The following is a 26278-nucleotide window of genomic DNA, read 5'->3' as shown; positions in this document are numbered from 1 at the left end:
AGTTTCCCGAACCAACAACAGATCGCAGAATGCAAAGCACCAAAGAGCCGCGCGTAGTTACATTTGGATGTCGCCTGAACACCTATGAATCCGAGGTGATGCGCGACCATGCCAAAAATGCCGGCCTTGATGATGCGATCATTATCAATACCTGTGCAGTTACGACCGAGGCCGAACGTCAGGCGCGGCAAAGCATCCGCCGCCTGCGCCGGGAAAACCCCGATGCCAAGATCTTCGTGACCGGGTGCGCTGTTCAGGTCAATCCCGATAAATTCGCCAAAATGACCGAGATCGACCGCATCTTTGGCAATGACGCCAAGATGAAGGCCGAAACGTTCCTGATGCCCGAACATGAACGCGTTGTCGTCAATGACATCATGTCGGTCGAAGAAACGGCAAGTCATCTGGTCTCGGGTTTCGAGGGCCGCGCACGCGCCTTCGTACAGGTTCAAAACGGCTGTGATCACCGCTGCACTTTCTGCATTATCCCTTATGGCCGCGGAAATTCGCGTTCTGTGCCGATGGGTGAAATTGTCAACCAGGTGCGCGAACTGGTCGCCAACGGGTATGGCGAAGTCGTCCTGACCGGGGTTGATATCACGTCCTATGGGCATGATCTTCCGGGGCAGCCGACATTGGGACAGATGTCACGCCGGCTTCTGGCACAGGTGCCCGAACTGCCGCGTTTGCGCATTTCATCAATTGACCCGGTTGAGGTGGACGAAGACCTGTTTCGTCTGATCGAAACCGAACCGCGTCTGATGCCGCATATGCATATCAGTTTGCAGGCAGGCGATGACATGGTGCTCAAACGCATGAAACGCCGCCATCTGCGCCAGAATGTGGTCGATTTCTGTCAAAAAGTTCGCCAATTGCGCCCGGATGTGACATTCGGAGCCGATATCATTGCCGGTTTCCCGACCGAAACTGACGAAATGGCGGATAACACCCTGCGTCTGGTGGATGAGTGCGGTCTGATTTATCTGCATGTCTTCCCGTATTCCCCACGTCCGGGGACCCCGGCGGCACGGATGCCCCAGGTGCCCAAGGACCTGCGCAAGGAACGGGCAAGTGCACTGCGCGAAGCAGGTGATATTCAGCTCAACAAATTCCTGCAATCACGCATCGGCATGATCGAGAATGTGTTGGTCGAAAAGGAAAATACCGGCCATACCGAGCATTTTGCTCCCGTTCTGCTTGATCGCGTGATAGAACCGGGCTCAATAGCCAAGGCCAAGGTAACCGGCCTTGAAGATGGAAAACTGATAGCGGAGCTTGTGGGATGAGTGAAGAGGGGAAGAAAAGCTGGTTTAGCCGCCTGAAAGACGGGCTGAAGCGGTCCTCCTCAAAACTGACCACCGGGATTGCCGATATCTTCACCAAGCGCCGTCTTGACGACGATGCGCTTGAAGAATTCGAAGATCTTCTGATTACATCGGATCTGGGTGTTACGACCGCTGCAAAGCTGAGCGCGGAACTGGCCAAGACCCGTTTCGACAAGGAAGTTGATTCCGCCGAAATCCAGGAATTCATCGCCGACGAAGTCGCCAAAATCCTTGATCCGGTTGCCAGACCACTGGTTATTGACGCGACCAAGAAGCCGCATGTGGTTCTTGTTGTCGGGGTCAACGGGTCGGGCAAGACCACAACGATCGGCAAACTTGCCAAGACCTATAAGGATCAGGGGCTCAAGGTCATGATGGCGGCGGGCGATACATTCCGTGCCGCCGCGGTCGAGCAGCTTAAGGTCTGGGGCGAACGCACCGATTGCCCGGTGATTGCGCGCGATACCGGCGCGGATGCCGCGGGCCTTGCCTTTGACGCGATCGATCAGGCCCAGCGCGAAGGTTACGACCTGTTGCTGATTGATACCGCCGGTCGTCTTCAGAACAAGGCACATCTGATGGATGAGCTTAAAAAGATCGTCCGCGTGATCAAGAAACGTGATGACAGTGCGCCGCATGACACGCTTCTGGTGCTTGATGCAACGACCGGTCAGAACGCCCATTCACAAGTCGAAACCTTTGGCGAGGCGACCGATGTCTCGGGCCTGATCGTGACCAAACTTGATGGCACGGCCAAGGGCGGCGTTGTCGTCGCGCTGGCTGAAAAATTCGGCAAGCCAGTTCATGCCATCGGCGTTGGCGAAGCGGCCGAAGATCTGCGTCCGTTCGAAGCCAAATCATTCGCCCGCAGTCTGGCCGGGCTTTCCGACTGATTTGACGGCACTGTTTCCCAAATCAAAAGGCAGCCCCTTGGAGCTGCCTTTTTGCGTCAGAATTTAGCGATGATGTCGCTGATCGACTTTCGGAAATTTGCGATTTCCTGTGTCAGGGTCGCAATCGGCTTTTTCAGGTCATCTGGCAATGCATTCTGGTCAAGATGGTTCAGTTCGGCTGCAAGTTCCTTTGCACGGTGATCAAGCCCGTTCGCAAGGCGCTGGTCGGCATTGTCAAACAGCCAGTCCATCACACGGTCCCGAAGTTCTTCAAGGCTGTGCAAATCCGGATCGGGTGACGGTGCGGTGATCCCGAAGGGCCGCAAGCTTAATTCCAGCTGACGATACAGGTCGCGCAATGTGCGCGTGCTGTCATGACAAAGCGATTTGAGCTGACCGTCATGAACGACCGGCAGGATGGCTTCAAGGCGTAAGGTGAAATCAACCGTGTCACGCACGACATCATTGATTTCATTTTGCTGGTCGATGGTTTCGGGCATGTCGCTGCGATTGCGTTTTTCTTCAGCGACATAGCTGTTCGGGGCGAAAACCGGCAGCGCACCGGCGCGCAGGGTAAAGCGGGCCGGCAATTTGCCGATGATTTCACCATCGGCAAGGATCGGCGCGCCTTCTTCGCCCTCGATCGTGATGTCGTCGCATTCCATGGTCAGCGCATAGCTGCTGTTATCGACCGAGCCAAATAAAAGTTCGGCGGCGATATCAAGACCACTAAGCGTATCGACACTGTCGCGAATGGCAAACATGTGCAAAAGACCGTCTTCCGGGCTTTTGGATTCGCTCGGACGCAGGCCGCCGCCAAAATACCGGCCATTGGTAATGGTCAGCTGGCGCAGCTTCATTTTTTGCGGTTTCTCATCGCCGCAAGTGATCGTCAGATCCAGCGGATCCATTTCGTGCCAGCTTTGCCAATTGGCAACGGCATAGCTGATTGCGCCCAGGGTACGCTTAAGATCGGGATTGATCCGTTTGCGCGCATCGGCCGGAACACCGATGCTGGCCGCATTGATAAAGCTGTGGTCATTGACCCGCCCGACATCCAGCATCCTGATCTGACCATGAATGGCAGCGCGCGCGGCATCAACCAGATCATCGGGCAGGCCAAGGGTCCGTGCAAAGTCGTTTGCCGTGCCAAGCGGTACGGGGATCAGAACAGTGCCGGTTTCAATCACGGTTTCAAGAACCGCATTGATGGTGCCGTCCCCGCCACCCACAGCGACAATGTCACCGGGTTTGGCAGTGGATTTCAGGTGTTTGCAAATATCATCCGGATTGTCACACAGCGTAAGATCGGTCTGATAACCGGCATCTTCGAACACGGTGCGCAGGGGTTCTGCGCCATTGGTACGCCAGTCATCAGGCAACTTTTTGCGGGTTAACAGCAAATGTACCTTACCGGTCAGATCGGAACTTTTCACGGCAATGGACTTTCACAAGATGAGAGGGGCGGGGGTGAACCGGCGCCTGATGGCGCCGGTTCATAATATATGTATCAGGAAATCGTTGCGCGCAGCATCCAGGCTGCTTCTTCATGCACACCGATACGTTCGGTCAGAAGATCGGCGGTTTTTACGTCATCGACTTCCTCGGCTGCGGCAACGCCGTCACGGATCAGGCGGGCCATTTTTTCGTGGTCATCAACAAGCTCGGCAACCATGTCATTGGTTTCAAGCAGCTTATCCTGATCAGAAATGACAGAATTTTCCATCATTTCCTTAAGGCCGGTCGGTGCAGCAAAGCCGATGGCGCGAATACGTTCGGCCATATCGTCAATGGCGGCATGCAGGTCTTCATACTGCTCTTCGGTCATTTTATGCAGCGAATAGAAGGCCGGGCCGACCACGTTCCAGTGAACACCGCGCATTTTGGCATAGAGTACGTGCGACGAGCCAATGATCTGGGTCAGCATCGTGGCCAGTTCGCGGCGATCCTTGCGGTTCACGCCGGTTTCGACGGGAAATTCCTTTGCAACGGTCTGCATACTGCTATGTGCCATTTTAAAACTCCTTTGGTTTTGAGGCGCCCCCGCATCGGCACGATATATATATGTCATGTGCCTTATTGCGATTTGGCGGGGCCGCTTTGACCATATAAACGTTGGCCTTTTTCAAAAGTTCCATGAAATAAAATCACCATAATTGGAACATTCTTTTGCACCATCCGTTTGTCAGTGTAAGCAGCGCGCAAGTAATTGTGCTGCCTATTATGAATAAGGAGGTTGTGATGTTGAGCAAGAAAACGCTGATGATTGGTACTGTACTTATGTCGATGGGTGTTGCGGTTCCGGCCTATGCCGGTTCGGCGAATGCCACCGACGCATCGGGCACGATCAAGACCGATGATGCAATGAAGTCGGACGCCAACAAGCTGGGCGACAAGATTGCGGCCCAGTATGAAGAAGCCAAAGACTTCACCTTTGAACAGAAAGAAGATTTCCTGGCGTGGGTCGATGAAAAATCCGACCAGCTTGGTAATCAGTATGACGACGTGTCTGCCCGTGTGAAAGATGACAGCGAAGACGCTGTTGATGAGCTGGCAGAAGCCTGGGATAGCGCTACCGACGAGTTGAGCGATGCCATGGCATCGGCCAAGGACGCATCGGCAGATACGTGGGAAGACGTTAAACGCGATACGCTGAACGCACTTGAAAATGCGCAGAAAGCCATCTCGGACAGTCAGTCCGCCGAATAAGACGTCACAACCTGAACTCGGCGATTGACGTCCGAGGGTGACAGCCCGCCCGTTTTGGGCGGGCTGTTCTTTTTTGTGCGGCAGGAAGGACATCATCTTGAAAAGCGATCAAAATCGTTCTTTCGGACGGCTCGGGGATTTTTTCCGTGCAGCCCAGGAACGGCTGGCAAAACTTGCCGCCGGGCGCAAGGGGCTGGCCGGTATTGCCGGGGCGTCGTTTCTTGAAACAACCATCATCCCGATTCCGATTGAAATCGTGATTGCTCCGGTGATGGCGGCATCGCGTGCACGCGGCTTTATCGTCGCCACGGTGACCTTGGCTGGCAGCGTGGCCGGTGCGGTCGGGCTTTATTTCCTGGCCTGGGCATTATTTGATGATCTGGCCCAGCCCCTGATTGACATGATGGGCAGTCAGCAACAGTTTGATGAACTTCAGGCGAAATTCGAAGATGGCGGGTTCTGGCTGGTCTTTCTGGTCAGTGTCACACCCGTTCCCATGCAGATTGCCGCATTGGCAGCCGGGGCCGCGTCCTATCCGGTTTGGCTTTTTCTGATTGCCATTACGATATCGCGGGCCTTGCGATATTACGGATTGTGGGCGCTGGTTTTGGGATTCGGCGCGGGAATCGCCCGCATTTTCGAAGGAAAGAAACCCAAAAACATTTCCGTTCCCGGAAAATAAGTCCTGTATCGGGGAAAAATAGATATGAAAAAGGCCCGCTTTTGCCGGGCCTTTTTCATGGAAGATTTGTTTTATTCCGGCTCAACACGAAAATCTGTCGTGCTTTTGCCCTCTGTCTCCGGTTCTTCGACGTCCTCGGCGATAAGACCGCGGCGGATCAATTCACGGATTGCGGCGGCACGCGTTGGCATTCGATGATCGAAGCGCCAGTCATCAATGACCTTAAGCTCCTCGTCATCCAGCATGATCTGGAGCTTTTCTGTTCTTTTCGGCGTTGGCACGTGGGGTTTCCTGTCAATTTCAGGAGCTTTAATTAGCCCCTGAAGCCATTGAAAATCAAGGCCTTCAAAAATTTTGGAGTAACTTACGTTACCTCCGTTTCCTCCATAAGACAACCATCTTGCTGACTCTCGGTAAGTTCGAGCAGTGATGTAAGTAATGTAAAGTAATTACAGGCAGTAAATAATGTAACGTGATGCACTTAACTACATTGTGTCAGATATGTGTTTTGATAATGTTGTGTATGTGCTGTTTGTTCATTGTATTGCCTAAGTTAACTATACGATTTTACTTTAAATTTCATTTTCTTTTGTTACGGTAAGTTCATCCGAACAAGGAGGTTGTGATGTCTACTCAAGTGATGAACGAAATCGAAGACCATGTGCCAGCACTGCGCCGTCATGCATATCGCCTGACCGGCAGCACCGATCTTGCGCAGGATCTGGTTCAGGACACTTTGTTGAAAGCCATCAGCAAGAAGGACCAGTTCGAAGAAGGCACGAGCCTTAAGGCCTGGTTGCACCGGATCCTGTTCAACACCTTTATTTCCAGCAAGCGCCGTGAAAAAACCCGCGGCCCGCAGGTCGACTGGGATGATCTTGGTGATGTGTATGGTCATGGCAGTAACCAGATGGCGCGTCTGCAATTGCGTGATGCCGACCGTGTTCTTGAAGAATTGCCCGAACAGGAACGTCAGGCCATCCTGCTGACCGCTGTTGAAGAAGTATCCTATCAGGATGCTGCTGATCAGATGTCTGTTGAAATTGGTACCGTGAAATCGCGTGTTGGACGTGCACGCCGCAAACTGCGTGCGTCGGTCGGTCGAATCGAAGCGCGTGAGCACGCGTCACGCTACGTCTCAGAGGCCGCATAATATGAGCCCGGTTCTTGCGATATATGGCAAGGAGCACATTCTTGGCTATGTACGCGGGACACTTCAGGACGACGAAGAGAAACACGAAATCGAAAGCCTGGTCCAAAGTGACCCGCGTGCCGCCAGAATTGTAAGTGACTTGAAAATGACCCATCTAGGTGACTCGTGGGCATTTGATCAGGGCGCGAAGCGCAGGCTTGAATACCTGCAAGAGATCGCCGAAGACGCCGATATATTAGCATGAGATATGCGTCCGGCGAATGGATGCTACGCGTCGATTAAAATTGACATTAATGACCAATGGTCATATAAAACTCACATCAGGGTTGACCGTCTTTTCCCTCAACGTCTAAGGCACCTCCCTGAAATTGCCGAAACCGTCCCCCGGTTTCGGCACTTTTTTTGCCCGGATTCCGGCACCCGCGATAAAGTCACCGGTGCGCAGACTATTTGAGACCGGCCTTGTTATGGGCCGCGCATCAAAACTGTCATTTGGAATTCTTGAAAATAAATCCGACATATAAGTCATAAGCATCTGAAACCGCCGGAAAAGCGGGTTGTTTCGGCACAGCCGGTTCCCTGCATTTCAGGATATTCACCCAGGGATAGAACGGGATGAAAAAGTTTTCGGTTGTCAGAAGGCGGGCGGGCGGTGATAAATCTCTCGCTCCAAGGGCCTTTGTAATTGATCGGGCGTGATTTCACGCACCTTGATCAGACAGGGGTTCTGAAACAACAATAACAAAAAGGAGCATCCATTATGGTTTCTGGAGTACACGGATCGGTACGCGATCTGTTTGAATTCACTGACGCTGACAAGGCACTTGCGCGCATCAAGGATATCTATGCGACCGGTGCCAATGCCGTCCAGGAGGCCTTTAACCGTTTCGGTCAAGGTCAGCAATCATCCCCCGTACGCGCCTATTACCCGTATCTTGGCATCGAAGTGCCGCCGGAAAAGCTGCATGTCGAAAGCACGCTTTCGTTCGGCGCACCACGCGACCCGGGAATTTACGGCACGACGCTGACCCGTCCTGACCTGTTTGAAGAATATTACCGCGAGCAGATCGAACTTCTGCTTAAGAACCACGACGTGCCTGTTGTGGTTGGTGTGTCTGATCGCCCGATCCCGCTGCCATTCCTGGTCGAATCGGCAACCGACAGTATCGGCCCGACCGATATCCGGTCGATGCAGCTGATCTTTGACATGCCCGATCTGGCCCGTACCGATGATGATATCGCCAATGGCGTGCATTACGGCAACAGTGACGGCCCCAAACCGCTGTCGCTGTTTTCCGGGGAACGTGTTGATTATTCACTGGCACGTTTGCGCCATTACACGGCGACCGCACCGGAACATTTCCAGAAGTTCGTGCTGTTCACCAACTATCAGCGCTATGTCGATGAATTCATCGAATTCGCCAAATTGCAGCTCGAAGATCCGCAAAGCCCCTATGTCGCCTTTGTCGAACCTGGGCCGAAGGTTCATGTGCGCAAAGACGCCCCGGCGGGCTGGCAGGAATCGGGCGAGGCAGTCAAGCAACTGCCGCAAATGCCGTCCTATCACCTGATCCGTGAAGACGGGCTTGGTGTGACGCTGGTCAATATCGGTGTCGGGCCGTCCAATGCAAAAACGGCAACGGATCATATTGCCGTGTTGCGTCCGCATTGCTGGTTGATGCTTGGTCACTGTGCGGGGCTGCGGCGCAGTCAGTTGCTTGGTGATTATGTGCTGGCCCATGGTTATGTGCGTGACGACCATGTTCTGGATTCGGATTTGCCCTTGTGGATTCCGGTCCCGCCGATTGCCGAAGTACAGGTAGCGCTTGCCGACTCGGTTGCCAAAATCACCGGTCTCAAAGGCCGAGAAATGAAGGCACGCATGCGAACCGGTACGGTGGCAACCACGGACAACCGTAATTGGGAACTGCGTTACAGCGAACTGTTCGGCCGTCTGAACCAGTCACGCGCAATTGCCGTGGATATGGAAAGTGCGACAATCGCTGCCAACGGTTTCCGGTTCCGTGTTCCGTATGGCACGCTTCTGTGTGTTTCCGACAAGCCGGTCCATGGCGAATTGAAACTGCCGGGCATGGCCAACAATTTCTATCGTCAGCGGATCGGTCAGCATCTTCAGGTTGGTCTCGATACCATCGATACCCTGCGTCAGGACGTCAATCAGCTGCATTCACGCAAATTGCGTTCGCTTGACGAACCGGCATTCCGCTAAAATCCGGATTTCCGGTCTGGCGCTTTGATCTTGCCCCTGTCGCCGCATCAAACCGGTGGCAGGGGTTTTATTATGGTTTGATGACGAACGGGCAGGGCGGTGCTTTTGACTTTGCAGGTGCAGCCCGGTTGCGTAAGTTCAGGCAAAACGATCCTGACGAACGTGATCATGGGGCAATAACCCGCAATGTCTGACAACATGACAAACCCTGACTCGGACCCTGACTTTGACCCTGCGCCGGTGTCATCTGTCTCACCTGCTTCACTGCCGGAAAACGGTGTGGGGCTGTGGCAGATTTTCATGATTTTCCTGCGCCTTGGTTTGACCAGCTTTGGCGGGCCGGTCGCCCATATTGGTTATTTCCGCGAAGAATTCGTCGCCCGGCGCAAATGGCTAAGTGATGCGGCCTATGCCGATCTGGTTGCACTGTGTCAGTTCGCGCCGGGACCGGCCAGTTCACAGGTTGGCATGGGGATCGGCATGGCGCTTGGCGGTGTGCGCGGATCCCTTGTGGCCTGGCTTGGTTTTACGATGCCGTCGGCCATTGTGCTGGCGGTTCTTGGCATGGCGTTTGTCGGGTTTGATCTGGCATCGGTTGACGGGGTTCTGCGCGGTCTCAAGCTGGTGGCGGTGGGCGTGGTTGCCCATGCCTTGTTTGGCATGGCGCGAAGCCTGTGTCCCGATATTGCGCGTGTGGTTCTGGCCATTGTTGCCGCCGCCATCATGATCGCAAGCAACACGGTCCTTGCGCAATTTGCGGTCATTCTGGGCGGGATGCTGGCCGGTTTTGTGATGCTGCGCGCCAAGGTCGATGATCATCCGATGGCGCCGATGGCCCCCCGTTCGGCCGCCGGGGCGATTGCCGCACTTTGTTGTTTCTTTGCCCTTTTGGTCATTTTGCCACTGGCAGCCCACTTTGATCAAAGCGGGCTGTTTGCAGTCATTGACGGGTTTTATCGCAGCGGGGCGCTGGTATTTGGCGGCGGGCATGTTGTTTTGCCGCTTCTGGAAAATGCGGTGGTTGATCCGGGCTGGGTTGATACACAGACCTTCCTTGCCGGTTATGGTGCGACCCAGGCGGTTCCCGGGCCGATCTTTACCTTTGCGGCGTATCTTGGTGCTGCCTTGCATAACGGGTCGGCCATGGATGGCGGCATCGTGATCAGTGCGGTGACGTCGATGATTACCCTGGTGGCGATCTTTTTGCCGGCCTGGTTGCTGGTTGTCGGGCTGTTGCCGTTCTGGGACCGGGTGCGGCATATCGGCGCGATGCGGGCAGGGTTGCTGGGCGTTAATGCCGCGGTGGTTGGGTTGCTGGCGGCGGTTCTTTATGACCCGATCTGGACCGGTGCAATCCATGACATGTTTGATATCGGCTGTGTCGCGATCGCCTTTGTTGTTTTGCAATGGCGGATCATGCCGGTCTGGGCGCTGGTCGGGATCGGGGCAGGTGCCGGGTATGTTGTGGCGCTGCTGGCCTAGGATCTGAACCCGGTTGAATGTTCAGACACCGGTTCAGTCCTACTGATCAATCAATGCTTGTCAATCAGTGCTGGGCCCGGTGGCATCCTGGATGTCTTCGCCGTCCGGACTGTTTTGCGATGCGGTCGGGGTATCGGGAAACAGGTTACTGATATCGGATACGAAATTGCGCAGGCTGAATGCTTCGCGCTTGCGGGTAACGCCAAGCCGCACGATGACCAGTTCCTTGGACGGGATGACGCTAAGTGACTGGCCATCATGGCCAAGTGCAAAGAACGCATCATCGGGCAGTTCGGCGATGCCGTTTCGCGGGTTGCCCTCGTCATCACGGTCGCCGGGCAGATCAAGCCACCAATGCGCCCCGTAAATGCCGTCGGGATCACTTTCATCCGGGCTGCTGGTGTAATCAACCCAGCCTTCGGGCAGCAAACGCTGTCCTTCCCAAACGCCATCCTGAAGATAAAGCTGACCGATCTTGGCCCAGTCACGCGCCGTTGCATGCATGAAGCTTGATGCGATGAAATATCCTTCGGGATCGGTTTCGATCACGGCACTTTTCATGCCAAGCGGCCGGAACAAAAGTTCAGTCGGGCGGGCAAGATATGTGCTGCGTGAACCGCTCAGATTGCGAACAGCAGCCGACAGAATATTTGATGCCCCGGAATTATAGGCAAAGACTTCACCCGGGCTGTGTTCCAGCTGTTTGGACACGGCATAGCCCGCGGCGGCCGGCTGAACGAACAGCATCTGCACCACATCGGAAAGCGGGTTCCAGTAGGATTCGCTAAATTCAATGCCGCTTCGCATCCGAAGCAACTGGTCATAGGTAATGGCCGCGCGCGGATCATTTGTCTGCGCCTGCCATTCATTGATCAGAACCGGATCATGAATGTCGGGCATCATGCCTTCGTTCTGCATGCGGCCCAGAACGGTGTTCCAGACACTTTTGGTCATCGACCATCCCGGAAGCGGCGTCTGTGCGGTAATGCCGTCGGCATATCGTTCGGCAATGACCTTGCCGCGATACAGGATCAATACCGCGCGCGTGCGCCGTTCGGGGCGGACACCGGGTTCGTCCATGACATCAAACAGGATATTGTTCAATGCGCGGCGGTCGACTTCGGCCGGAAGGCTTGTGGTCAGAAGCGGCTTGGCAGCAATCGGTTTGATCACCGGTGTCGAATTGCGCAGGCGCGCAATATGGGCCTGATCATCGGCCAGCGTGCAGCCCAGATTCGGCCGATAAACCGCAAACCGTTTCCGGAAACCGAAAGCATGGGCGCTGACCGTCTGGTTGCGCAGATCGACATTGGTGGTGATCAGCGACAGCAACGCATTATTGTCGGCAAGAACGTCTTCATCGCGCGCACGGCTGGATGGCAATCCGTTCACAAAAATCGCCGAACACATGATCTTTGCGCTATAGGCCGCACCGACCGGCGCAAGCCAGATAAAGAACGCGGCAACAACAGACAGGCCAATCAATATCGTTCCGATAAAGATGGCCTTGATCAACTGCATCCCGCTTCCCTGCCCTGTGTGTCATTGCCTCTTTGATTGAGGGGATTGGAGGGTCGCCTGCTTCGCAGGATAGGTCAAGTCATCGTATCGTATAGGTCAGGCGGTTACGCGGCGTATGGGGGACCTGATCGCCGAAATCATGAAGCCTGCAAAATAGAAACCGGCAAGGATCACCGCCGCACCACCCCAGCCATTGAAATCAATCATGGCCCCGGTAAGCGGTGGCACAATGACCACAAAAATCTCGGCAAACTGGGCCAGCATCCCCTGAAGGGCGGGCATTGAAAGACCGTCCTTGGCGATGGCCGGCAACAGGGCAAAACAGGTGCCGGCAACCGCCCCCTGACCGATATTGAAAATCACCAGCGCGATCAGGCTGATTGCCATGTCCGTGCTGACAAACAAGGTCGCGATGGCGGCTGCCATCATCGGCAAAAACGCGATCAGAATGCGCCGCCCGGCAACCTGACGGCCAAGGGCCACGCCCGCACCGATACTGCCGATAATATTGCCGACAATCGCGGTCGTTCCAATGATCCCGGCTGCGGGGGCGATCCCGATATCAAGATTATCGACCATCATTGCCGGCATGAAGGCGAGGGCTGCGGATGTTGCCCCGGCAAAGGCGGAAAATGTCAGTGCGACTTTCAGCGCGGAACGTGATTTCAGAACCCCCATCACACCGCTGCCAAGGGATTTGCGTACGGTCGGGGTGGGCGGTTTTTCCATTAATGCCAGAAGCGGCAATAAAACAAGAACAGGAACCGTGCAGGCCGCAACCGCCAGACGCCAGTCCAGCCACACAACCATCGCCGCACTGATCCAGTTGCCCAATGCAATGCCTACCGGAATGAAAGTGCCCCAGATGCTCATGGCCATGGCGACCATTTTCGGATTGTCAAAACCCGCCATCCAGCTCGGCGCACCGACCACAATCAGCAAATAACCGATCGATGTCACCAGCCGCCCGGCATAAAGCAGTGGCGTCGCATTGGCCGTGGCAAAGATCACGGCACCGGCAATCATCATAAGCCCGCCCAGGACCAGTGATTTGCGCAAACCGGCGCGCGCAGCCCAGACACCGGTTGGAATGGCGGCAAGTGCCCCGGCCGCGGTGATCAGGGATGCAACAAGACCGAATTCCGCCTGGCTAAGGCCAAAGCCCGCCCGCAAATCGGGGGCGATTGGCCCGATCAGGCCAACCTGCATGGATGCAGTCAATCCCAATCCATACAGAATGATGATGGCGAATATCGGTGGCATGTGGCGTTTCCGTCAGGTGGTGTTTTTTATGGTTTGAAATGGCAGATCGCCGGAAATGCATGGCACTTCAAATGCACGGCAATTCCGGTGTCGCTATGACTACCCGAAATCGGGGGCCGGTGACCACGTATGAAATATGCGTGCGGATGGGAAAGTCGAACCGGATTAGATATGGTTCGGTGCCTGGTCATAGCCGGTGGTCAGGCGCACCGCCGTTCCATCCGACAGGAAAAACCGTTCCCACAGGATGAAACTGTCAACGATGCGCATCGGCGCACCATCCCGTCGGGACGTCTCGAAGGTCAGATGATCGGCCTGATCTTCGTGCCATCCCATGTCATGCAGGCTTTTTTCCGCGGTTGCGATTTCCGGCGTGGCAAACCGCCAAAGCGATGTGCCAAGCAGTTCGGTGCAGTCGCGCTGCCACTCATGGGCACGGGCATGGGATGCGCATAGCAGTCTGTGGGACCGGTCCTCGATCAGGTGGACCCGCTGGCTGGAATGGGTGACCAGCCGCTTGATCGCATGATCAAGACGGAAATTGCGTTTGCGCGTCATCATCTGATGGATCAGGTCATATTGCAGCGGAGCTGGGCGCTGTGTCCCGTTTTCCCAGCGCGAAACGGTTGCCTGTGTAACACCCAGAATATCGGCCAGACGCGATTGTTTGATGTCGCTCATGCGGCGCCATTGGCGCAACAGGCGTCCAAATTCCTTGTCCGGGGCGGGTGTCGACAGGGCTTTCATGATCATCAACCGTTTCAATGCTGTCTGAACGGTATCACAAATTGCGCAATCTGGCAGCAGGCGGGTGGGAATGGCTGATCTGCGCGATCATTTCAATCGCGTTTGTAAATCGCACTTGTAAGTCGCGCTTGGGCGATGATCAGCCTGCCATGCGGCCGATATCAATCTGGCAGCGGCCATATTTGCGTGAATCACAAAGTTCAAACCCGGCAAGGCCGATTTGCGGATCACGGGGATCTCGTTCGGCAATGATCAGGGTATTGGCATCAATCCATCCAGCAGCGGCAAGGGCAGTGATGCTGGGTTCGAGCAAATCCTTGCCATAGGGCGGATCAAGGAAAATCATGCTGGCCGGTTCAATGGCGCGGGGCGGTTTGGTGGCATCCGCGCGCTGTGCCTTGGCCCGATTGCCGACCTTCAGGGTGTCAATATTCTGCTCGACAATGGCGATGGCCTTGCGGTCGGTGTCAAAGAACACGGCCTTTGACGCCCCGCGCGAAAGGGCCTCAAGACCCAAGGCGCCAGACCCGGCATAGGCGTCAAGCACCACACCGTCATAAAGCGGGTGGAAGTCATCTTCGTACCAGCGTGATGCGTGCGACAGGATGTTAAAAAGCGCCTCGCGCACACGATCAAGGGTCGGGCGGGTGTCGCGCCCTTCAGGCGCGTTCAAAACCCGTCCACGATGACTTCCGCCAACAATCCGCATTTATGGTCAGTCCTTTTTGCCGCGCGGGCGGTTGCCTGCGGGTTTGCGACCCGGTGCGGAATTGCCCGATGATGCGGGCTTGCCGCCGCGTGCGCCTGAACGACCGACCGGTTTGTTGCTGACATCGTTGAAGTTTCCACCCGAACGGTTGCCGGAACGGCCACCGCCTGCACCTGCATTCGATCGATTGTCCGCACCGGCACCAGAACCGGCACCACGGCCGCGCCCGCGCCCGTTGCCGGGGGCATTGCGGTCATCGGATGCACCGGCCTTGCCGCCGGTGCCGTAACGACCGCGACCCTTGTTGGTCGGGCGTGCAGCACCGCGTTCATCACGCTCTTCGCGTTCCGGGCGGGTATTCTGGGCGGCGGGTTTGCCGCGTCCACCCGGACGCGGGGCCGCACCGATGCGCGGACCCTTGCGGGCGGCACCGGAACTCGGGCGGGAAGCAGCGCGGGTGTCGCGCGCATCCTCGCCATCACTGGTGTTCTGGGCGGTACCTGCCGGGCCACCCTGATTGCCTTGCGGGCGTTTGCGCTGGGCGGGTTGGCCAAATACGGTACGCGGTGCCTTCGGGCGACCGGTGCCGCCACGGGCAACCGATTTCTTTTCGGAAACCTTGCTGTAATCACCGCGGAAGAACGCGGCAAGCTGTTCTTTCATCACCTTGCCGGTGATTTCCTCGCACTCGCCCGGGGCCAGACTGCCCAACTGGAACGGGCCGTAGGATACGCGCATCAGGCGCGTTACCGGCCAACCCAGATGCTCCATCACCCGGCGGATTTCACGGTTCTTGCCTTCGCGAAGGGTGACGGTCATCCAGGCATTGGTGCCTTTCTGAACGTCGACTTCGGCCTGGATCGATCCGTAATGGACGCCATCAACCGTGATGCCTTCTTCAAGCTGTTTAAGTTTTTCTTCCTCGATCCGGCCATGCACGCGCACACGGTATCGGCGCGCCCATCCGGTTGCCGGAAGTTCCAGATAACGGGCAAGTTCCCCGTCATTGGTCAGCAACAGCAACCCTTCGGAATTAAGGTCAAGACGACCAACCGAAATCACGCGCGGCACATAGCTTGGCAGATGTTCAAATACCGTATCGCGGCCCTGTTCATCGCGGTGGCTGGTGACCAGCCCGCGCTTTTTAAACAGTCGCCACAGGCGCGGCTTTTCCTTTTCCGGCAATGGCTTGCCATCGACAATGATCTCGTCCTCGTCGGTGACCGTTACGGCGGGGCTATCAAGCTTTTTGCCATTCAGGCGCACCAGACCTTCGGCGATCATGCGTTCGGCATCGCGTCGGGAACAGACACCGGATCGCGCAATGCGTTTGGCAATGCGTTCGGGTTTGTTGTCGTTCTGGGTGTCGTTTTTGTCGCTCATTTGCGGGCCTCGGCAATCAGGGCGTCAAAGATTTTGGCATCGCCCGAGCTGATATGAAATTCGGGATGCCACTGGACCCCGAGACAATAGCGGTATTTCGGATGTTCAATCCCCTCGATCACGCCATCAGGCGCATAGGAATTGATGATCACATCCGGGCCAACCCCATCAACCGCCTGATGGTGGGCGGAATTGACCGACAGTGTTTTGACATCGCCAACGATTTTGGCCAAAAGCGTATCGGCCTCGACCGTGACGTCATGACCGGCCTCGTCGCGCGGGTTTGGCTGTTCGTGGGGAAGGCAGTTTTCGATCGCGTCTGGGATATGCTGGATCAGTGATCCGCCCAGAATAACGTTCAAAAGCTGCTGCCCGCCGCAAATACCCAGAACCGGCATGTCGCGCTTAAGCGCACCTTCGGCCATCGCCCATTCAAATTTGGTGCGCCGATCCTTGGTGACAACCGTGTCATGTTTTTCGGTTGCGCCAAACAGGCTGGGATCAACATCAAACGCGCCACCGGTCACCACCAGCCCGTCAATCAGATCAAGAAGATCGGGGACCAGTTCAATTTCGTGGGGCAGGGGCATGGGAATGCCACCGGCAGCCGTGACCGCACCGGCATAGTTTTCACGCAGCGCATACCACGGGAATTTGGAATATCCGCCCGGTTCTTCGGAATCGAGTGTAATGCCAATGATCGGCTTGCGCGTGGTCATGACGATGCGAACCTTGATGCTGGTGACGGGATGGCGAAACAAGTTTGGCGGAAACTACCTTTCTAACCCGTGAAGGGCAACGGCAATTCACGCCGACAGTCTATGCGTTCTGCGCAGGCGGGCAAGGGTGTGCTGATCCGCCAATGCCGGTGATCATGGCTTGACCGACCCTGTGGAGTGATAGGACAATGTCATGAACCCAAAAAAGGACCAAATGTCCTGAAACAAAGTAAAAGACCGGACCCGGCAGGGATGACGCCGGTCTGTCACTGGTTCGATCATCGGGATGGAAAGACTATGAGCGCAGACAGCTATATGGACATGGCCCTTGAAGAAGCCCGCGCAGCCGCACGTCGCGGCGAGGTGCCGGTCGGGGCGGTTCTGGTTGATGCCGATACCGGCGAAGTTCTGGCGCGCGCCGGAAACCTGACCGAAGAAATGAACGACCCCACGGCCCATGCCGAAATTCTGGTGATCCGGGCCGCCGCCGGGGCAAAGGGTGAGCCACGTCTTCCCAATTGCGATCTTTATGTCACGCTGGAACCCTGTCCGATGTGCGCGACCGCCATTTCATTTGCCCGCCTTCGGCGCGTCTATTTCGGGGCTTACGATCCCAAGGGCGGCGGGGTTGATCACGGTCCGCGCGTGTTTGAAAGTTCAAGCTGCCATCACCGCCCGGAAGTTTACGGCGGGATTGGCGAGGTGGAGGCCGCAACCCTTCTGAAGGAATTCTTTGGCAGCCTGCGCTGACTCAGTGGTGCTGGTCAGCAAAATGATGCAGGTTATCCGGACTTAATCCCAATTCCGCCAACCGCTTTTCAAAATCAACGGCCAGATCGGCCATGGTGACCGATGATAGTGCGGTGATGAATGTCTCGGACGCCAATTGCAATGCGCGCGCGGTCGCCGTATTGGCCGCCTTTTCCATCAAGCATTGAGACTCTTCATCCCCGCAGCCAAGGGCAAAAAGGGTCGGTGCGCCCAGCGCCTGATAAATTTCCGCCAGTGTGATCTTTTCCAGCGGCCGTGCCAGTTGCCAGCCGCCGCCATGGCCCTTGATGGATGTTAGTATCCCCTGATCACGCAGCCCCGCCATTGTCCGCCGGACAACGGCGGCATTGGTATTGAGCATCCCGGCCAGTTGTTCGGATGTGGCGGGGTCTTTCATGTCGCTCAGATGCAAAAGCGCATGCAAAACCCGGGGCAGGCGGTTGTCCTGACGCATGAAGGCGGTCCTGTTTGTCGATCAGATGTTTTGTCATTTTTATCACATGTAACAATCAAAGATACATGAAATTGACAGATGTGACGAATCATGTAACTTTTAATGTTGCGTGATTCGCAATCACGGATATCCCCCGACTTTATCAAGAGAACCCCGATGAAATTTGATCCCAATGTTGATCCCAAAATGGACGCCAGAACCTTTTGGGAAGAAACCTATGAAAAGCAGTCCCCGCAAACCAGCGGCAAGCCGTCTGCTGTTCTTGAGCGGTTTGTTGCCGGTCGCCCGGTGGGGCGGGCACTCGAACTTGGTTGTGGCAAGGGCGATGACGCCGTCTGGCTGGCAAAAGGCGGGTGGCAGGTGACAGCTGTCGATATTTCGGAAACGGCACTGGGCTATGCGCGGGCCAATGCCCTGCGAAGTGGCGTGCAGGATAATATTACCTTCGCGGCCCATGATCTGGATACAAGCCTGCCAGACGGCATGTTTGATCTGGTGACCGCGCAATTCCTGCAATCACCGCTGGAATTTGCCCGCGACAGGATTTTGAACCGGGCAGCACAGCAGGTTGCGACAAACGGCTTGTTGCTGATTACCACCCACGGATCACGTCCATCATGGTCATCGGCCCCCGAAGACATGGTGTTCCCGACACCTGCACAGGCGCGCGATGCGCTGGGGCTTGATATGAGCCAGTGGAAAACCGTCACGGTGGATAATTTCGAACGCATGGCGACCGGTCCCAAGGGTGAAAAGGGCTCGGTCATTGATACGGTCATTGCACTTGAACGTATCTGAGTAAAACAAAACCGGGCGGGCCCGTATGCCCGCCCGCGTTGTCCGGGGTCGGCAGGCTGACCTAGTTTATGGTCGCCTCGCGGAAGATCACCATACCGCCGTGATACAGAACGTCATTTTCAAAATATCCATCGGCGGTAAAGCCGGTGTCATCCTGATAGGTGATGTAATTGCCCGATACCTGATAGTCGCCCTGATAGGCCGATTGACGGGTGCCGCGGGCTTCGTCATAGCGACCATTGGGCAGCAGTTCCTGCCGGACATGGCCGTCCTTGGTCACCCACATGCCGATATAGGGATGCGGGGCGGTTTGGGTGGTTTTGCGCATCTCGGTCTCCTGTTGGGCCGATGCTGATGGTGCAAGCACCACCAGCATCATCAGCAAAGTTGCAAAGCCGGATGAAAGGACGGATTTCCCCATCAGAAGGCCGATGCCGTCGGGCGCACGATGACTTCGTTGACATCGACATCGGCGGGTTGATCAAGCGCATAAAGAACCGCACGGGCAATCGCATCAGGTGTCAGGGCGATCTGGCGGAACTGGGTCAGCAATTCCTTGCTGGTCGGATCGGAAATATCGTGGCCCAGTTCGGTTTCAACCACGCCCGGCGAAATGGTCGTGACGCGGACATCTGTGCTTTCCTGGCGCAGGCCTTCGGAAATGGCCCAGACGGCGTATTTGGTGCCGCAATAGACCGCCGCACTTGGCACAACAACATGTGCGCCAATCGATGCGGTATTGATGACATGGCCGCCGCCCTGTGTCTTGAAAATCGGAAGAACAGCAGCAATCCCGTTCAAAACACCACGGATATTGACGTTGATCATGTTTTCCCACTCATCGGTTTTAAGTTCCGACATCGGGGCAAGCGGCATCACACCGGCATTGTTGAAAATCGCATCGACGCGCCCGAAAAGGTTCTGGGCGTTATAAACCAGTGCCTCGACACTGTCGGTATTGGTGACATCAACCGACCGGGCCATGGCAGTGCCACCGGCAGCCTCGATTTCAGTAACAATCTGATCAAGGCGTTCGGTACGGCGCGCGCCCAAAACGACCTTGGCCCCGCGCGATGCCAGAAGCCGGGCGGTGGCCTCCCCGATGCCGCTGCTGGCGCCGGTGATGATGACGGTCTTGTCTTCGAGATAATTGATCGGGTTCGTCATGACATGCTCCTTTGGTTTGTGTCATGGCTCTTACTGTGTCGATCAATGGGTGTTTGTTGAATACACAGAACTCGAATTGGATTGCCTGATCCTCCAACCTGGACAAAGTCCGCTTTTTCCCGTGTGCCGGGTGTGTATACTGCATCCAAGGAAATCAAAGGGATTTGGTCATGGACAGTTATCGACGGCTTTGCGAACTGATTGATAAATACTGCGATGCGGATGGATCGGTGCGCACCGCGATCGAACCTGTCTGGATGTTTCGTTCGACCGCACCAAGCCTTAAGGTGCCAACGATTTACAAGCCCTGCCTGTGTCTGATTGTGTCGGGGGCCAAGGAAGTTACGCTGGGTCAGGAACTCTATCGATATGAACCCGGACAGCTTCTTGCGGCATCGGTGGATTTGCCTCTTGTCGGGCATGTGACACTGGCAAGTGATCAGCAACCCTATCGAAGTTTGTCGCTTGATCTTGATGGCAAGATTTTAAGCGAACTGGTCACGCATATGGATCTCAAGATCGGGGCAGAAGGCGAAAGTGCGCGCGGGCTGTTTGTCGAACAAACCACCGACAGTCTGATTGACGCGGTGTTGCGCGTGGTCGAGTTGCTTGAAAGGCCCGATGACATTGCGGTGATGTTGCCGCTTTTGATGCGCGAAGTGCATTACCGACTGTTGCGCACCGGCAAGGGCGCGCTGATTGCCGGTCTTGCGATTGGTGGCAGCAATATGCAGCGGATATCGGCGGTGTTGCGGTTGATGAAGGATAATTTCGACAAGCCGCTGAAGATCGAGGAGCTGGCAGATTTCGCTAATATGAGCCCGTCATCCTTCCATCATCATTTTAAACAGGTCACCGCGATGAGCCCGCTGCAATATCAAAAGCGCCTGCGCCTGACGACGGCGCGTCAGATCATGCTCGCAGAAATGAAGGACGCGGCCAGTGCGGCCTATGCGGTCGGCTATGAAAGTGCATCGCAGTTCAGCCGCGAATATGCCCGCATGTTTGGTGCACCACCGATGCGCGATGTCATGGCAATCCTTGGACAATCGGCCCAAGCGCGCCCGGGCGAAGGCATGGCGTCGTGAACATAAAAAGCAGGGGGCGGTGTTGCCCGCCCCCTGATCATTCTTGCCGGGTTTTGATCAGCCTTGATGCTGATTACCCAATGCCGGCAGATGCTGGAACATCCAGGTTTCACTGAGCGGGGCGTCTCCGCGTTTGAGATACATGCGCAGATCAACCGGATCTGTGCCGGCCGCCTTCAGGTCAAAGGCCGCCCGCCAGATGCGGGTATCCATGATCGGTTCGATCTTGGTGCGGGTGATTTCACCACGCGATGTCGATACGACGATTTCCGGAAACTCGCCATAGGCAAGGGTGCCAAGAACATCGCCTTCGAATTCGACGGAAAACTTGACCTCGTCTTTCGGGCGGTTGGTGCCCGGTTCGCCGCCGCGTCCCATGCGGGTCGAAGTTGCCTTTGCCAGTTCGGCAACCGGGAACGGGTTATGGGCCTGCCAGTGAAGGCGATATTTGAACTGATAGCTGTTCCCGGCCTTGGCCGGGGCGTTCGGAACCCAGAATGCCGCGATGTTATCGTGGATTTCATCGTCGGTCGGAATTTCGATTAACTGTACGGCACCGTCATTCCAGTCTTCCTGGGGTTCGACCCACAGGCTGGGGCGACGGTGATAGCGCACACCATCAAGATAGTTCTTCACATCGCGGTCACGCTGCATCAGGCCAAAACCACGCGGATTATGATCGGCAAAGGCCGATGCGCGGATGGTTTCGGGGTTGTTCAGCTGTCGCCAGATGCGTTCGCCACTGCCGGTCCACAGTTCCAGGCCATCGCTGTCATGGACTTCCGGGCGCCAGTCAAACCGGAATGATTTGTTCTGTTCGGAATACCAGAACATGCTGGTCAGCGGCGCAATGCCAAGCCGTTCGATATCGCGACGGACAAACAGGTGTTTTTCGATATCCATCGTCACACCCTGCCCGCGATAGAGCAGGAATTTGTATGCACCCGTAATGCTTGGCCCATCAAGCAGCGCATAGATGGTGACCGGGTCTTCGGCATTTTTGGCCGGCTCGATAAAGAACTGGCGGAAATCGGGGAATTCTTCGGGTTGGGATGTGGCGGTATTGACCGCAATCCCGCGCGCTGACAGGCCATACTGACCTTCATCACCGATGGCGCGGAAATAGGATGCGCCAAGAAACGCCGCCCAGTCCTGGGTTTTCCAATCATCACGCGACAGTTCTTCATGAAGTCGGAACCCGGCAAAGCCGCTGTTTTCGGGCAGCTGGCGGGCAATGCTGTCGGCTGGCATGTCAAAGTAATCGGGTTTATAGATGACTTCGCGTGCCGTGCCGTCTTCCAGAAGATACATGTGCACGGGCTTGGCGAAATACATGCCCAGATGGAAGAACGTCACCGGATAGGTGCCCGATCCATCGGAAAACGGCGAATGGTCACGTTTGTAATGCAATTTGCCATGGGTGTCGTAATCGATCCGCCCGACAATTTCCGGGTTGGGGGCGACTGGCGGCTCATAGGCGGCCTGCGCCATCGATTTGGCACGCGCAATCAGATCGGCAAAATCAAACGGCTGTCCCGCACCAAGGTCAAGCCCTGGTACTTCTGCCAATGCATGCTGATAGATCGACATTCCCGGCAGGATAAGACCGGCTGCCGCGATGGATTTCAAAAAGCGTCTGCGTTCAACAGAAGTCGTCATGTGCATCATGTTCCAATGGTTTCATTTGTCGGCAAGCATACCAGACAGTGTGGAGGTAATCGGGATGAAACATGGCAAATTCAAGGTCGTGTCGACTGCAATTTCTGCATGGACCCTTGTGTAAATGCCTCTGGTCATCTGCCAATTTCCTTGACCGGGTTTGGGCTTTAATCTAACGGTCAGATGTCGGTATCCGGATATCGGATAAAGGGAATTCGATTTGGGCTGCATGCCCATCAACCGAAGCTGCCCCCGCAACTGTAGGCGGCGAGCGTTTTTCTGACCAATGCCACTGGGATGAACCCGGGAAGGCCAGGAAAAGTGCTTTGACCCGCGAGCCAGGAGACCTGCCGACATGAATGCGACGGACCGGGCGGGGTGCCCCGGAGAATGTCGGCATATGTCGCGGTTTCCGGCAGTTTTTTGTAAATGCGCCTGAATACCGATCCTGACATCTTCCGCCATTTCCCGACACTTTTGCCAGTCCCTTGACGATAGTAAAGTGTGTGTTATGTTATAACATAACATTTGTGATATGCTGTGCAATGGCCGGTGATTGCCGACCCTTGCCGGTATGTCTTTGAAAGGAAGTCAAAGTGATCAGTCACTATAAACATGCGCTGGCAGTCGGGGTGTTTGCTGCCGGTTTTGTGGTTTCGGCCCCGTTTGCGGCTGCGACGGAATATCCGCTTGCCATCGAAAATTGCGGCAGCACGCTGCACTTTGATGCGGCCCCCGAACGGGTTGTGTCGCTTGGACAAAGCACGACAGAAATCCTGTATTCGCTGGGGCTGGCCGATAAGGTCAAAGGCACCGGGGTCTGGTTTGGTCCGGTCATGGATGAATTCAGGGATGTGAATGCGTCCGTGCCGCGTCTGGCTGATAATGATCCGGGTTTTGAAACCGTGGTTGCGCAAAAACCGCAACTGGTCGCCACCCAGTATCAATGGCATGTCGGTCCCAAGGGCATTGTCGGCACCACCGAACAGTTCAATGAACTTTCGATCCCGGTCTATACCGCACCGGCCGATTGTGTCGGCAAAGACAATGCCGGCGGCGGCGACGGGGTGCGCCATGACCGTTTCTCCATGGACCTGATTTATCGGGAAATTTCCGACCTTGCGCAAATTTTCGATATCGAGGATCGCGGCGCGGCCCTGATTGCCAGGTTGAAAGATCGTGAAGCCCGGTCCCTGGCACAGGTCAATTCCAGCGGGAACAGCAATGTTTCGACCGTCTTCTGGTTTTCCAGTGCCGAGATTAAAAGCGATCCCTATGTCGCGGGCAAAAACGGGGCCGCGGGCTATATCGCCGAAAAACTTGGCGTAACAAACATCATCGACAGCGACGAAGAATGGCCGACCGTGGGGTGGGAAACCATTGCGCGCGCCAATCCCGATATCATTGTGATCGGTAAAATGGGCCGTCGCCGTTTCCCGGCAGATGATTGGGAAGTCAAAATGGACTTTTTGAAAACCGATCCGGTTACACGCCAGATGAAAGCGGTTAAAAACGGCAATATCGTTGTGATGGATGCGCAATCGATGGACCCGACCATTCGTCTGATTGACGGTATTGAAACGCTTGCCCAGGCTGTCGAACGCCTGAGTGCCTCGAACTGATTGCCTAACCCGATGGCGCTCGATATGCCCGGAGACTTCAATGTTTGAAAAAGCACCCCCTCAGCCCCCCGCACGATCGCGGGCAGGGCGGGCATATCTTGCGCGAAGCGGTGCGGCCGTGGCGGCTTTGATCCTGCTTGCCGCTGTGGTTGCAATTGCCGCTGCCAAGGGGGAAACACACATTCCCCTTGGCACGGTTCTTCAAACCATTGCCAATCATCTGTGGCAGGCGGGCTATGCGATTGATCCAATCGATTCCGGTATCATCTGGAATTACCGGATTTCGCGCGCACTTGTGGCTGCGGCCTGCGGGGCGTCACTTGCGTTGTCTGGGGCCGTATTACAGGCGCTTTTGCGCAACAGTCTGGCCGATCCCTATTTGCTGGGCATTTCGGCGGGGGCATCGACCGGTGCGGTCAGTGTTGCCATTCTGGGTCTTGGGGCGGGGATGGTTTCGCTGTCGCTTGGCGCGTTTGTCGGTGCACTGGTGGCATTCGGGTTTGTCGCGCTTTTGGCCATTCCGGCCGGTCGTGGTGCAGGCGCGATCATTTTGGCCGGGGTTGCCGGATCACAGCTTTTCAACGCCCTAACATCCTTTATCGTTACCAAGGCAGCAACCGCGGACGAGGCGCGCGGCATCATGTTCTGGTTGCTTGGCAATCTGAGCGGTGTGCGCTGGGACGATGTCTATCTTGCGCTGCCCGTTGCGTTTGGCGGGCTGGTTGTGTGTCTTTGGTATGCGCGCGCACTTGATGCTTTTACCTTTGGTGTGGAATCGGCGGCATCGCTTGGCGTGCCGGTGCGCCGTGTTTATGTGGTTCTGATTGCGGTGGCGGCATCCATGACGGCTGTGATGGTCAGTCTTGTCGGTTCGATCGGTTTTGTCGGTTTGGTCATCCCGCATGCGGCACGGTTCTTTGTCGGCACCCGGCATGGGCTTTTGCTGCCGGTTTCGGCCCTGATCGGGGCGATATTCCTTGTTGCGGCTGATATTGTTTCACGCATCATTCTGGATGGTCAGGTTCTTCCCATCGGGGTGATTACCGCCCTGATCGGGGCACCGGCCTTTGCGCTTATTCTTTGTCATGGAAGGGTTCTGCGATGACACTGGAACTGCGCGATGTTGGCTGGAATGCCGGTTTCAAGAAAATCATCACTGACGTGTCGTTGCGGGTTGAACCGGGGGAATTCCTTGGCCTGATCGGGCCGAACGGGTCTGGCAAAACCAGTCTGATGTCGGTTCTGGCCGGTATTCGTGCCCCGTCTCGTGGACAGGCCCTGCTTGACGGGCAGGCGATGAAAAAAGTCGGGCGTCGTAATCTGGCGCGACGGATCGGCTTTGTTGAACAACAGGCCGACACCATTGACCGCATTACCGTGCGCGAGGCCGTGGCGCTTGGCAGAACGCCGTATTTGAGTTTGCTGTCACCCTGGTCGGAAGATGACCAGGCGATTGTCCAAAAGGCGCTGGAAGCAGTTGAGATGCATCTGATGGCTGACCGGATGTGGCAAACATTGTCGGGCGGTGAAAAACAGCGCGTTCATATCGCCCGGACATTGGCGCAACAACCCGATTTCCTGTTGCTGGACGAGCCGACCAACCATCTTGATATCCATCATCAACTTGGGTTGCTTGATCTTGTTCGTACCCTTCCGGTGACGGTGGTGGCGGCCCTGCATGATCTGAACCATGCGGCGATGTTCTGCGACCGGATTGCGATGATGGATCGCGGCAAACTGATTGCGATTGGCACGCCCGAACAGATTTTGACATCGCAAAACCTGCGTGATGTTTTCGGGGTTGCCGCCGATATCGAGCGCGATGATCAGGGCCGCTGTCATATCCGCTATCAGGTCGGGATATCGGGCCAGACGGGCATAAAAAAAGACCGGGTTGCGTGAC

The 26278-nt window shown here is 55.9% G+C and carries 27 protein-coding genes and 1 riboswitch; of the genes, 14 read left to right on the top strand and 13 right to left on the bottom strand.

Annotated elements, in window-relative coordinates:
* The first annotated feature begins 29 nt into the window (after nt 1-29).
* Nucleotides 30-1286, top strand: a complete 1257-nt coding sequence (mtaB, locus tag WA429_RS07420) for a tRNA (N(6)-L-threonylcarbamoyladenosine(37)-C(2))-methylthiotransferase MtaB (protein WP_287466759.1) — start codon at nt 30-32, stop codon at nt 1284-1286.
* Complete coding sequence (gene ftsY / locus WA429_RS07415) at nt 1283-2218, top strand: signal recognition particle-docking protein FtsY (protein WP_068517292.1); 936 nt, start codon at nt 1283-1285, stop codon at nt 2216-2218. Before mtaB ends, ftsY begins: the two co-directional genes overlap by 4 nt.
* Before the next feature lie 56 nt (nt 2219-2274).
* Here the strand turns inward: ftsY and WA429_RS07410 are convergent, their stop codons facing one another.
* Nucleotides 2275-3654 carry a diacylglycerol/lipid kinase family protein gene (locus WA429_RS07410; protein WP_287466760.1) on the bottom strand — a complete coding sequence of 460 codons (1380 nt, stop codon included), beginning with the start codon at nt 3652-3654 and terminating at the stop codon, nt 2275-2277.
* A gap of 74 nt (nt 3655-3728) precedes the next feature.
* Nucleotides 3729-4232 (bottom strand): Dps family protein, encoded by a 504-nt coding sequence (locus WA429_RS07405; protein ID WP_068517290.1) that lies wholly within the window; start codon nt 4230-4232, stop codon nt 3729-3731.
* Nucleotides 4233-4459: 227 nt separating this feature from the next.
* Between WA429_RS07405 and WA429_RS07400 the strand changes: the two genes are divergently transcribed.
* The gene (locus tag WA429_RS07400; protein ID WP_206928093.1) at nt 4460-4927 is read left to right on the top strand and encodes a hypothetical protein; all 468 of its coding nucleotides are present in this window, start codon (nt 4460-4462) and stop codon (nt 4925-4927) included.
* Nucleotides 4928-5024: 97 nt separating this feature from the next.
* A complete protein-coding gene (locus WA429_RS07395) occupies nt 5025-5609 on the top strand; it encodes a YqaA family protein (protein ID WP_101248172.1) in 585 nt (194 codons plus the stop codon).
* Between the two features lie 71 nt (nt 5610-5680).
* Here WA429_RS07395 and WA429_RS07390 read toward each other — a convergent pair whose 3' ends face one another.
* Nucleotides 5681-5890: a hypothetical protein gene (locus WA429_RS07390; protein ID WP_068517289.1), complete on the bottom strand. Its 210-nt coding sequence runs from the start codon at nt 5888-5890 to the stop codon at nt 5681-5683.
* Nucleotides 5891-6234: 344 nt separating this feature from the next.
* On the opposite strand from WA429_RS07390, the gene WA429_RS07385 reads away from it, so the two are divergent.
* The 4 genes from WA429_RS07385 (at nt 6235) to chrA (ending at nt 10474) form a co-directional block, all read left to right on the top strand.
* Entirely contained in the window at nt 6235-6762 is a 528-nt protein-coding gene (locus WA429_RS07385; RefSeq protein WP_068517288.1) for an RNA polymerase sigma factor, read from the top strand.
* Between the two features lies 1 nt (nt 6763).
* A complete protein-coding gene (locus WA429_RS07380; RefSeq protein WP_068517287.1) occupies nt 6764-7006 on the top strand; it encodes a hypothetical protein in 243 nt (80 codons plus the stop codon).
* Nucleotides 7007-7522: 516 nt separating this feature from the next.
* Nucleotides 7523-8992, top strand: coding sequence for an AMP nucleosidase (locus WA429_RS07375; protein WP_101248169.1), 1470 nt, complete (start codon nt 7523-7525; stop codon nt 8990-8992).
* A 300-nt stretch (nt 8993-9292) separates the two neighbouring features.
* Entirely contained in the window at nt 9293-10474 is a 1182-nt protein-coding gene (gene chrA, locus WA429_RS07370) for a chromate efflux transporter (protein ID WP_287466762.1), read from the top strand.
* Nucleotides 10475-10534: 60 nt separating this feature from the next.
* On the opposite strand, the gene WA429_RS07365 is transcribed toward chrA, so the two are convergent.
* From WA429_RS07365 to WA429_RS07340, 6 genes are all read right to left on the bottom strand, one after another.
* The gene (locus tag WA429_RS07365) at nt 10535-11995 is read right to left on the bottom strand and encodes a serine hydrolase domain-containing protein (RefSeq protein ID WP_287466764.1); all 1461 of its coding nucleotides are present in this window, start codon (nt 11993-11995) and stop codon (nt 10535-10537) included.
* Nucleotides 11996-12091: 96 nt separating this feature from the next.
* Entirely contained in the window at nt 12092-13258 is a 1167-nt protein-coding gene (locus WA429_RS07360; RefSeq protein ID WP_206928089.1) for an MFS transporter, read from the bottom strand.
* 165 nt (nt 13259-13423) lie between these two features.
* The gene (locus tag WA429_RS07355; protein ID WP_233433189.1) at nt 13424-14011 is read right to left on the bottom strand and encodes a helix-turn-helix domain-containing protein; all 588 of its coding nucleotides are present in this window, start codon (nt 14009-14011) and stop codon (nt 13424-13426) included.
* 133 nt (nt 14012-14144) lie between these two features.
* On the bottom strand, nt 14145-14714 hold the full coding sequence (gene rsmD / locus WA429_RS07350) for a 16S rRNA (guanine(966)-N(2))-methyltransferase RsmD (RefSeq protein ID WP_287466765.1): 570 nt from the start codon (nt 14712-14714) through the stop codon (nt 14145-14147).
* Between the two features lie 6 nt (nt 14715-14720).
* A complete protein-coding gene (locus tag WA429_RS07345) occupies nt 14721-16097 on the bottom strand; it encodes a pseudouridine synthase (RefSeq protein WP_336107224.1) in 1377 nt (458 codons plus the stop codon).
* Complete coding sequence (locus WA429_RS07340; protein ID WP_286887519.1) at nt 16094-16816, bottom strand: gamma-glutamyl-gamma-aminobutyrate hydrolase family protein; 723 nt, start codon at nt 16814-16816, stop codon at nt 16094-16096. The genes WA429_RS07345 and WA429_RS07340 overlap by 4 nt, the downstream gene beginning before the upstream one ends.
* Before the next feature lie 297 nt (nt 16817-17113).
* Between WA429_RS07340 and WA429_RS07335 the strand changes: the two genes are divergently transcribed.
* Nucleotides 17114-17566: a nucleoside deaminase gene (locus WA429_RS07335; protein WP_068517281.1), complete on the top strand. Its 453-nt coding sequence runs from the start codon at nt 17114-17116 to the stop codon at nt 17564-17566.
* 1 nt (nt 17567) lies between these two features.
* Here the strand turns inward: WA429_RS07335 and WA429_RS07330 are convergent, their stop codons facing one another.
* Nucleotides 17568-18041, bottom strand: a complete 474-nt coding sequence (locus WA429_RS07330; RefSeq protein WP_068517280.1) for an RrF2 family transcriptional regulator — start codon at nt 18039-18041, stop codon at nt 17568-17570.
* A gap of 156 nt (nt 18042-18197) precedes the next feature.
* On the opposite strand from WA429_RS07330, the gene WA429_RS07325 reads away from it, so the two are divergent.
* Nucleotides 18198-18839: a class I SAM-dependent methyltransferase gene (locus tag WA429_RS07325; protein ID WP_287466767.1), complete on the top strand. Its 642-nt coding sequence runs from the start codon at nt 18198-18200 to the stop codon at nt 18837-18839.
* Between the two features lie 61 nt (nt 18840-18900).
* Here the strand turns inward: WA429_RS07325 and WA429_RS07320 are convergent, their stop codons facing one another.
* Both WA429_RS07320 and WA429_RS07315 read right to left on the bottom strand, forming a co-directional pair.
* Complete coding sequence (locus tag WA429_RS07320; protein WP_287466769.1) at nt 18901-19260, bottom strand: Atu4866 domain-containing protein; 360 nt, start codon at nt 19258-19260, stop codon at nt 18901-18903.
* Nucleotides 19260-20006, bottom strand: coding sequence for an SDR family oxidoreductase (locus WA429_RS07315; RefSeq protein WP_287466771.1), 747 nt, complete (start codon nt 20004-20006; stop codon nt 19260-19262). The genes WA429_RS07320 and WA429_RS07315 overlap by 1 nt, the downstream gene beginning before the upstream one ends.
* A 170-nt stretch (nt 20007-20176) precedes the next feature.
* Between WA429_RS07315 and WA429_RS07310 the strand changes: the two genes are divergently transcribed.
* On the top strand, nt 20177-21094 hold the full coding sequence (locus WA429_RS07310; RefSeq protein ID WP_206928083.1) for an AraC family transcriptional regulator: 918 nt from the start codon (nt 20177-20179) through the stop codon (nt 21092-21094).
* 57 nt (nt 21095-21151) lie between these two features.
* On the opposite strand, the gene WA429_RS07305 is transcribed toward WA429_RS07310, so the two are convergent.
* On the bottom strand, nt 21152-22753 hold the full coding sequence (locus WA429_RS07305; protein ID WP_228194392.1) for a glucan biosynthesis protein: 1602 nt from the start codon (nt 22751-22753) through the stop codon (nt 21152-21154).
* A gap of 170 nt (nt 22754-22923) precedes the next feature.
* Nucleotides 22924-23122: riboswitch (cobalamin riboswitch) on the top strand.
* A gap of 227 nt (nt 23123-23349) precedes the next feature.
* On the opposite strand from WA429_RS07305, the gene WA429_RS07300 reads away from it, so the two are divergent.
* The 3 genes from WA429_RS07300 to WA429_RS07290 are packed head-to-tail and all read left to right on the top strand — an operon-like array spanning nt 23350 to nt 26277.
* A complete protein-coding gene (locus tag WA429_RS07300; RefSeq protein ID WP_287466774.1) occupies nt 23350-24375 on the top strand; it encodes an ABC transporter substrate-binding protein in 1026 nt (341 codons plus the stop codon).
* A gap of 40 nt (nt 24376-24415) precedes the next feature.
* The gene (locus WA429_RS07295) at nt 24416-25480 is read left to right on the top strand and encodes a FecCD family ABC transporter permease (RefSeq protein ID WP_287466775.1); all 1065 of its coding nucleotides are present in this window, start codon (nt 24416-24418) and stop codon (nt 25478-25480) included.
* On the top strand, nt 25477-26277 hold the full coding sequence (locus tag WA429_RS07290) for an ABC transporter ATP-binding protein (RefSeq protein ID WP_287466776.1): 801 nt from the start codon (nt 25477-25479) through the stop codon (nt 26275-26277). The genes WA429_RS07295 and WA429_RS07290 overlap by 4 nt, the downstream gene beginning before the upstream one ends.
* Nucleotide 26278 lies beyond the last annotated feature (1 nt).

It is taken from the genome of Thalassospira sp. CH_XMU1420-2, from assembly GCF_037029325.1.
GTDB classification, from domain to species: domain Bacteria; phylum Pseudomonadota; class Alphaproteobacteria; order Rhodospirillales; family Thalassospiraceae; genus Thalassospira; species Thalassospira povalilytica.
This window is presented reverse-complemented; position numbering and strand designations above follow the sequence as displayed.

Excerpts from the sequence above, each read along its gene's own strand:
- WA429_RS07375 (WP_101248169.1), top strand. The coding sequence starts at position 7,523 with ATGGTTTCTGGAGTACACGGATCGGTACGCGATCTGTTTGAATTCACT.
- WA429_RS07325 (WP_287466767.1), top strand. The coding sequence starts at position 18,198 with ATGAAATTTGATCCCAATGTTGATCCCAAAATGGACGCCAGAACCTTT.
- WA429_RS07385 (WP_068517288.1), top strand. The coding sequence starts at position 6,235 with ATGTCTACTCAAGTGATGAACGAAATCGAAGACCATGTGCCAGCACTG.
- WA429_RS07380 (WP_068517287.1), top strand. The coding sequence starts at position 6,764 with ATGAGCCCGGTTCTTGCGATATATGGCAAGGAGCACATTCTTGGCTAT.
- WA429_RS07315 (WP_287466771.1), bottom strand. The coding sequence starts at position 20,006 with ATGACGAACCCGATCAATTATCTCGAAGACAAGACCGTCATCATCACC.
- WA429_RS07335 (WP_068517281.1), top strand. The coding sequence starts at position 17,114 with ATGAGCGCAGACAGCTATATGGACATGGCCCTTGAAGAAGCCCGCGCA.
- WA429_RS07305 (WP_228194392.1), bottom strand. The coding sequence starts at position 22,753 with ATGACGACTTCTGTTGAACGCAGACGCTTTTTGAAATCCATCGCGGCA.
- WA429_RS07330 (WP_068517280.1), bottom strand. The coding sequence starts at position 18,041 with ATGCGTCAGGACAACCGCCTGCCCCGGGTTTTGCATGCGCTTTTGCAT.
- WA429_RS07400 (WP_206928093.1), top strand. The coding sequence starts at position 4,460 with ATGTTGAGCAAGAAAACGCTGATGATTGGTACTGTACTTATGTCGATG.
- WA429_RS07365 (WP_287466764.1), bottom strand. The coding sequence starts at position 11,995 with ATGCAGTTGATCAAGGCCATCTTTATCGGAACGATATTGATTGGCCTG.
- rsmD (WP_287466765.1), bottom strand. The coding sequence starts at position 14,714 with ATGCGGATTGTTGGCGGAAGTCATCGTGGACGGGTTTTGAACGCGCCT.
- WA429_RS07290 (WP_287466776.1), top strand. The coding sequence starts at position 25,477 with ATGACACTGGAACTGCGCGATGTTGGCTGGAATGCCGGTTTCAAGAAA.
- WA429_RS07345 (WP_336107224.1), bottom strand. The coding sequence starts at position 16,097 with ATGAGCGACAAAAACGACACCCAGAACGACAACAAACCCGAACGCATT.
- WA429_RS07340 (WP_286887519.1), bottom strand. The coding sequence starts at position 16,816 with ATGACCACGCGCAAGCCGATCATTGGCATTACACTCGATTCCGAAGAA.
- chrA (WP_287466762.1), top strand. The coding sequence starts at position 9,293 with ATGATTTTCCTGCGCCTTGGTTTGACCAGCTTTGGCGGGCCGGTCGCC.
- mtaB (WP_287466759.1), top strand. The coding sequence starts at position 30 with ATGCAAAGCACCAAAGAGCCGCGCGTAGTTACATTTGGATGTCGCCTG.
- WA429_RS07405 (WP_068517290.1), bottom strand. The coding sequence starts at position 4,232 with ATGGCACATAGCAGTATGCAGACCGTTGCAAAGGAATTTCCCGTCGAA.
- WA429_RS07310 (WP_206928083.1), top strand. The coding sequence starts at position 20,177 with ATGGACAGTTATCGACGGCTTTGCGAACTGATTGATAAATACTGCGAT.
- WA429_RS07320 (WP_287466769.1), bottom strand. The coding sequence starts at position 19,260 with ATGGGGAAATCCGTCCTTTCATCCGGCTTTGCAACTTTGCTGATGATG.
- ftsY (WP_068517292.1), top strand. The coding sequence starts at position 1,283 with ATGAGTGAAGAGGGGAAGAAAAGCTGGTTTAGCCGCCTGAAAGACGGG.
- WA429_RS07295 (WP_287466775.1), top strand. The coding sequence starts at position 24,416 with ATGTTTGAAAAAGCACCCCCTCAGCCCCCCGCACGATCGCGGGCAGGG.
- WA429_RS07360 (WP_206928089.1), bottom strand. The coding sequence starts at position 13,258 with ATGCCACCGATATTCGCCATCATCATTCTGTATGGATTGGGATTGACT.
- WA429_RS07355 (WP_233433189.1), bottom strand. The coding sequence starts at position 14,011 with ATGATCATGAAAGCCCTGTCGACACCCGCCCCGGACAAGGAATTTGGA.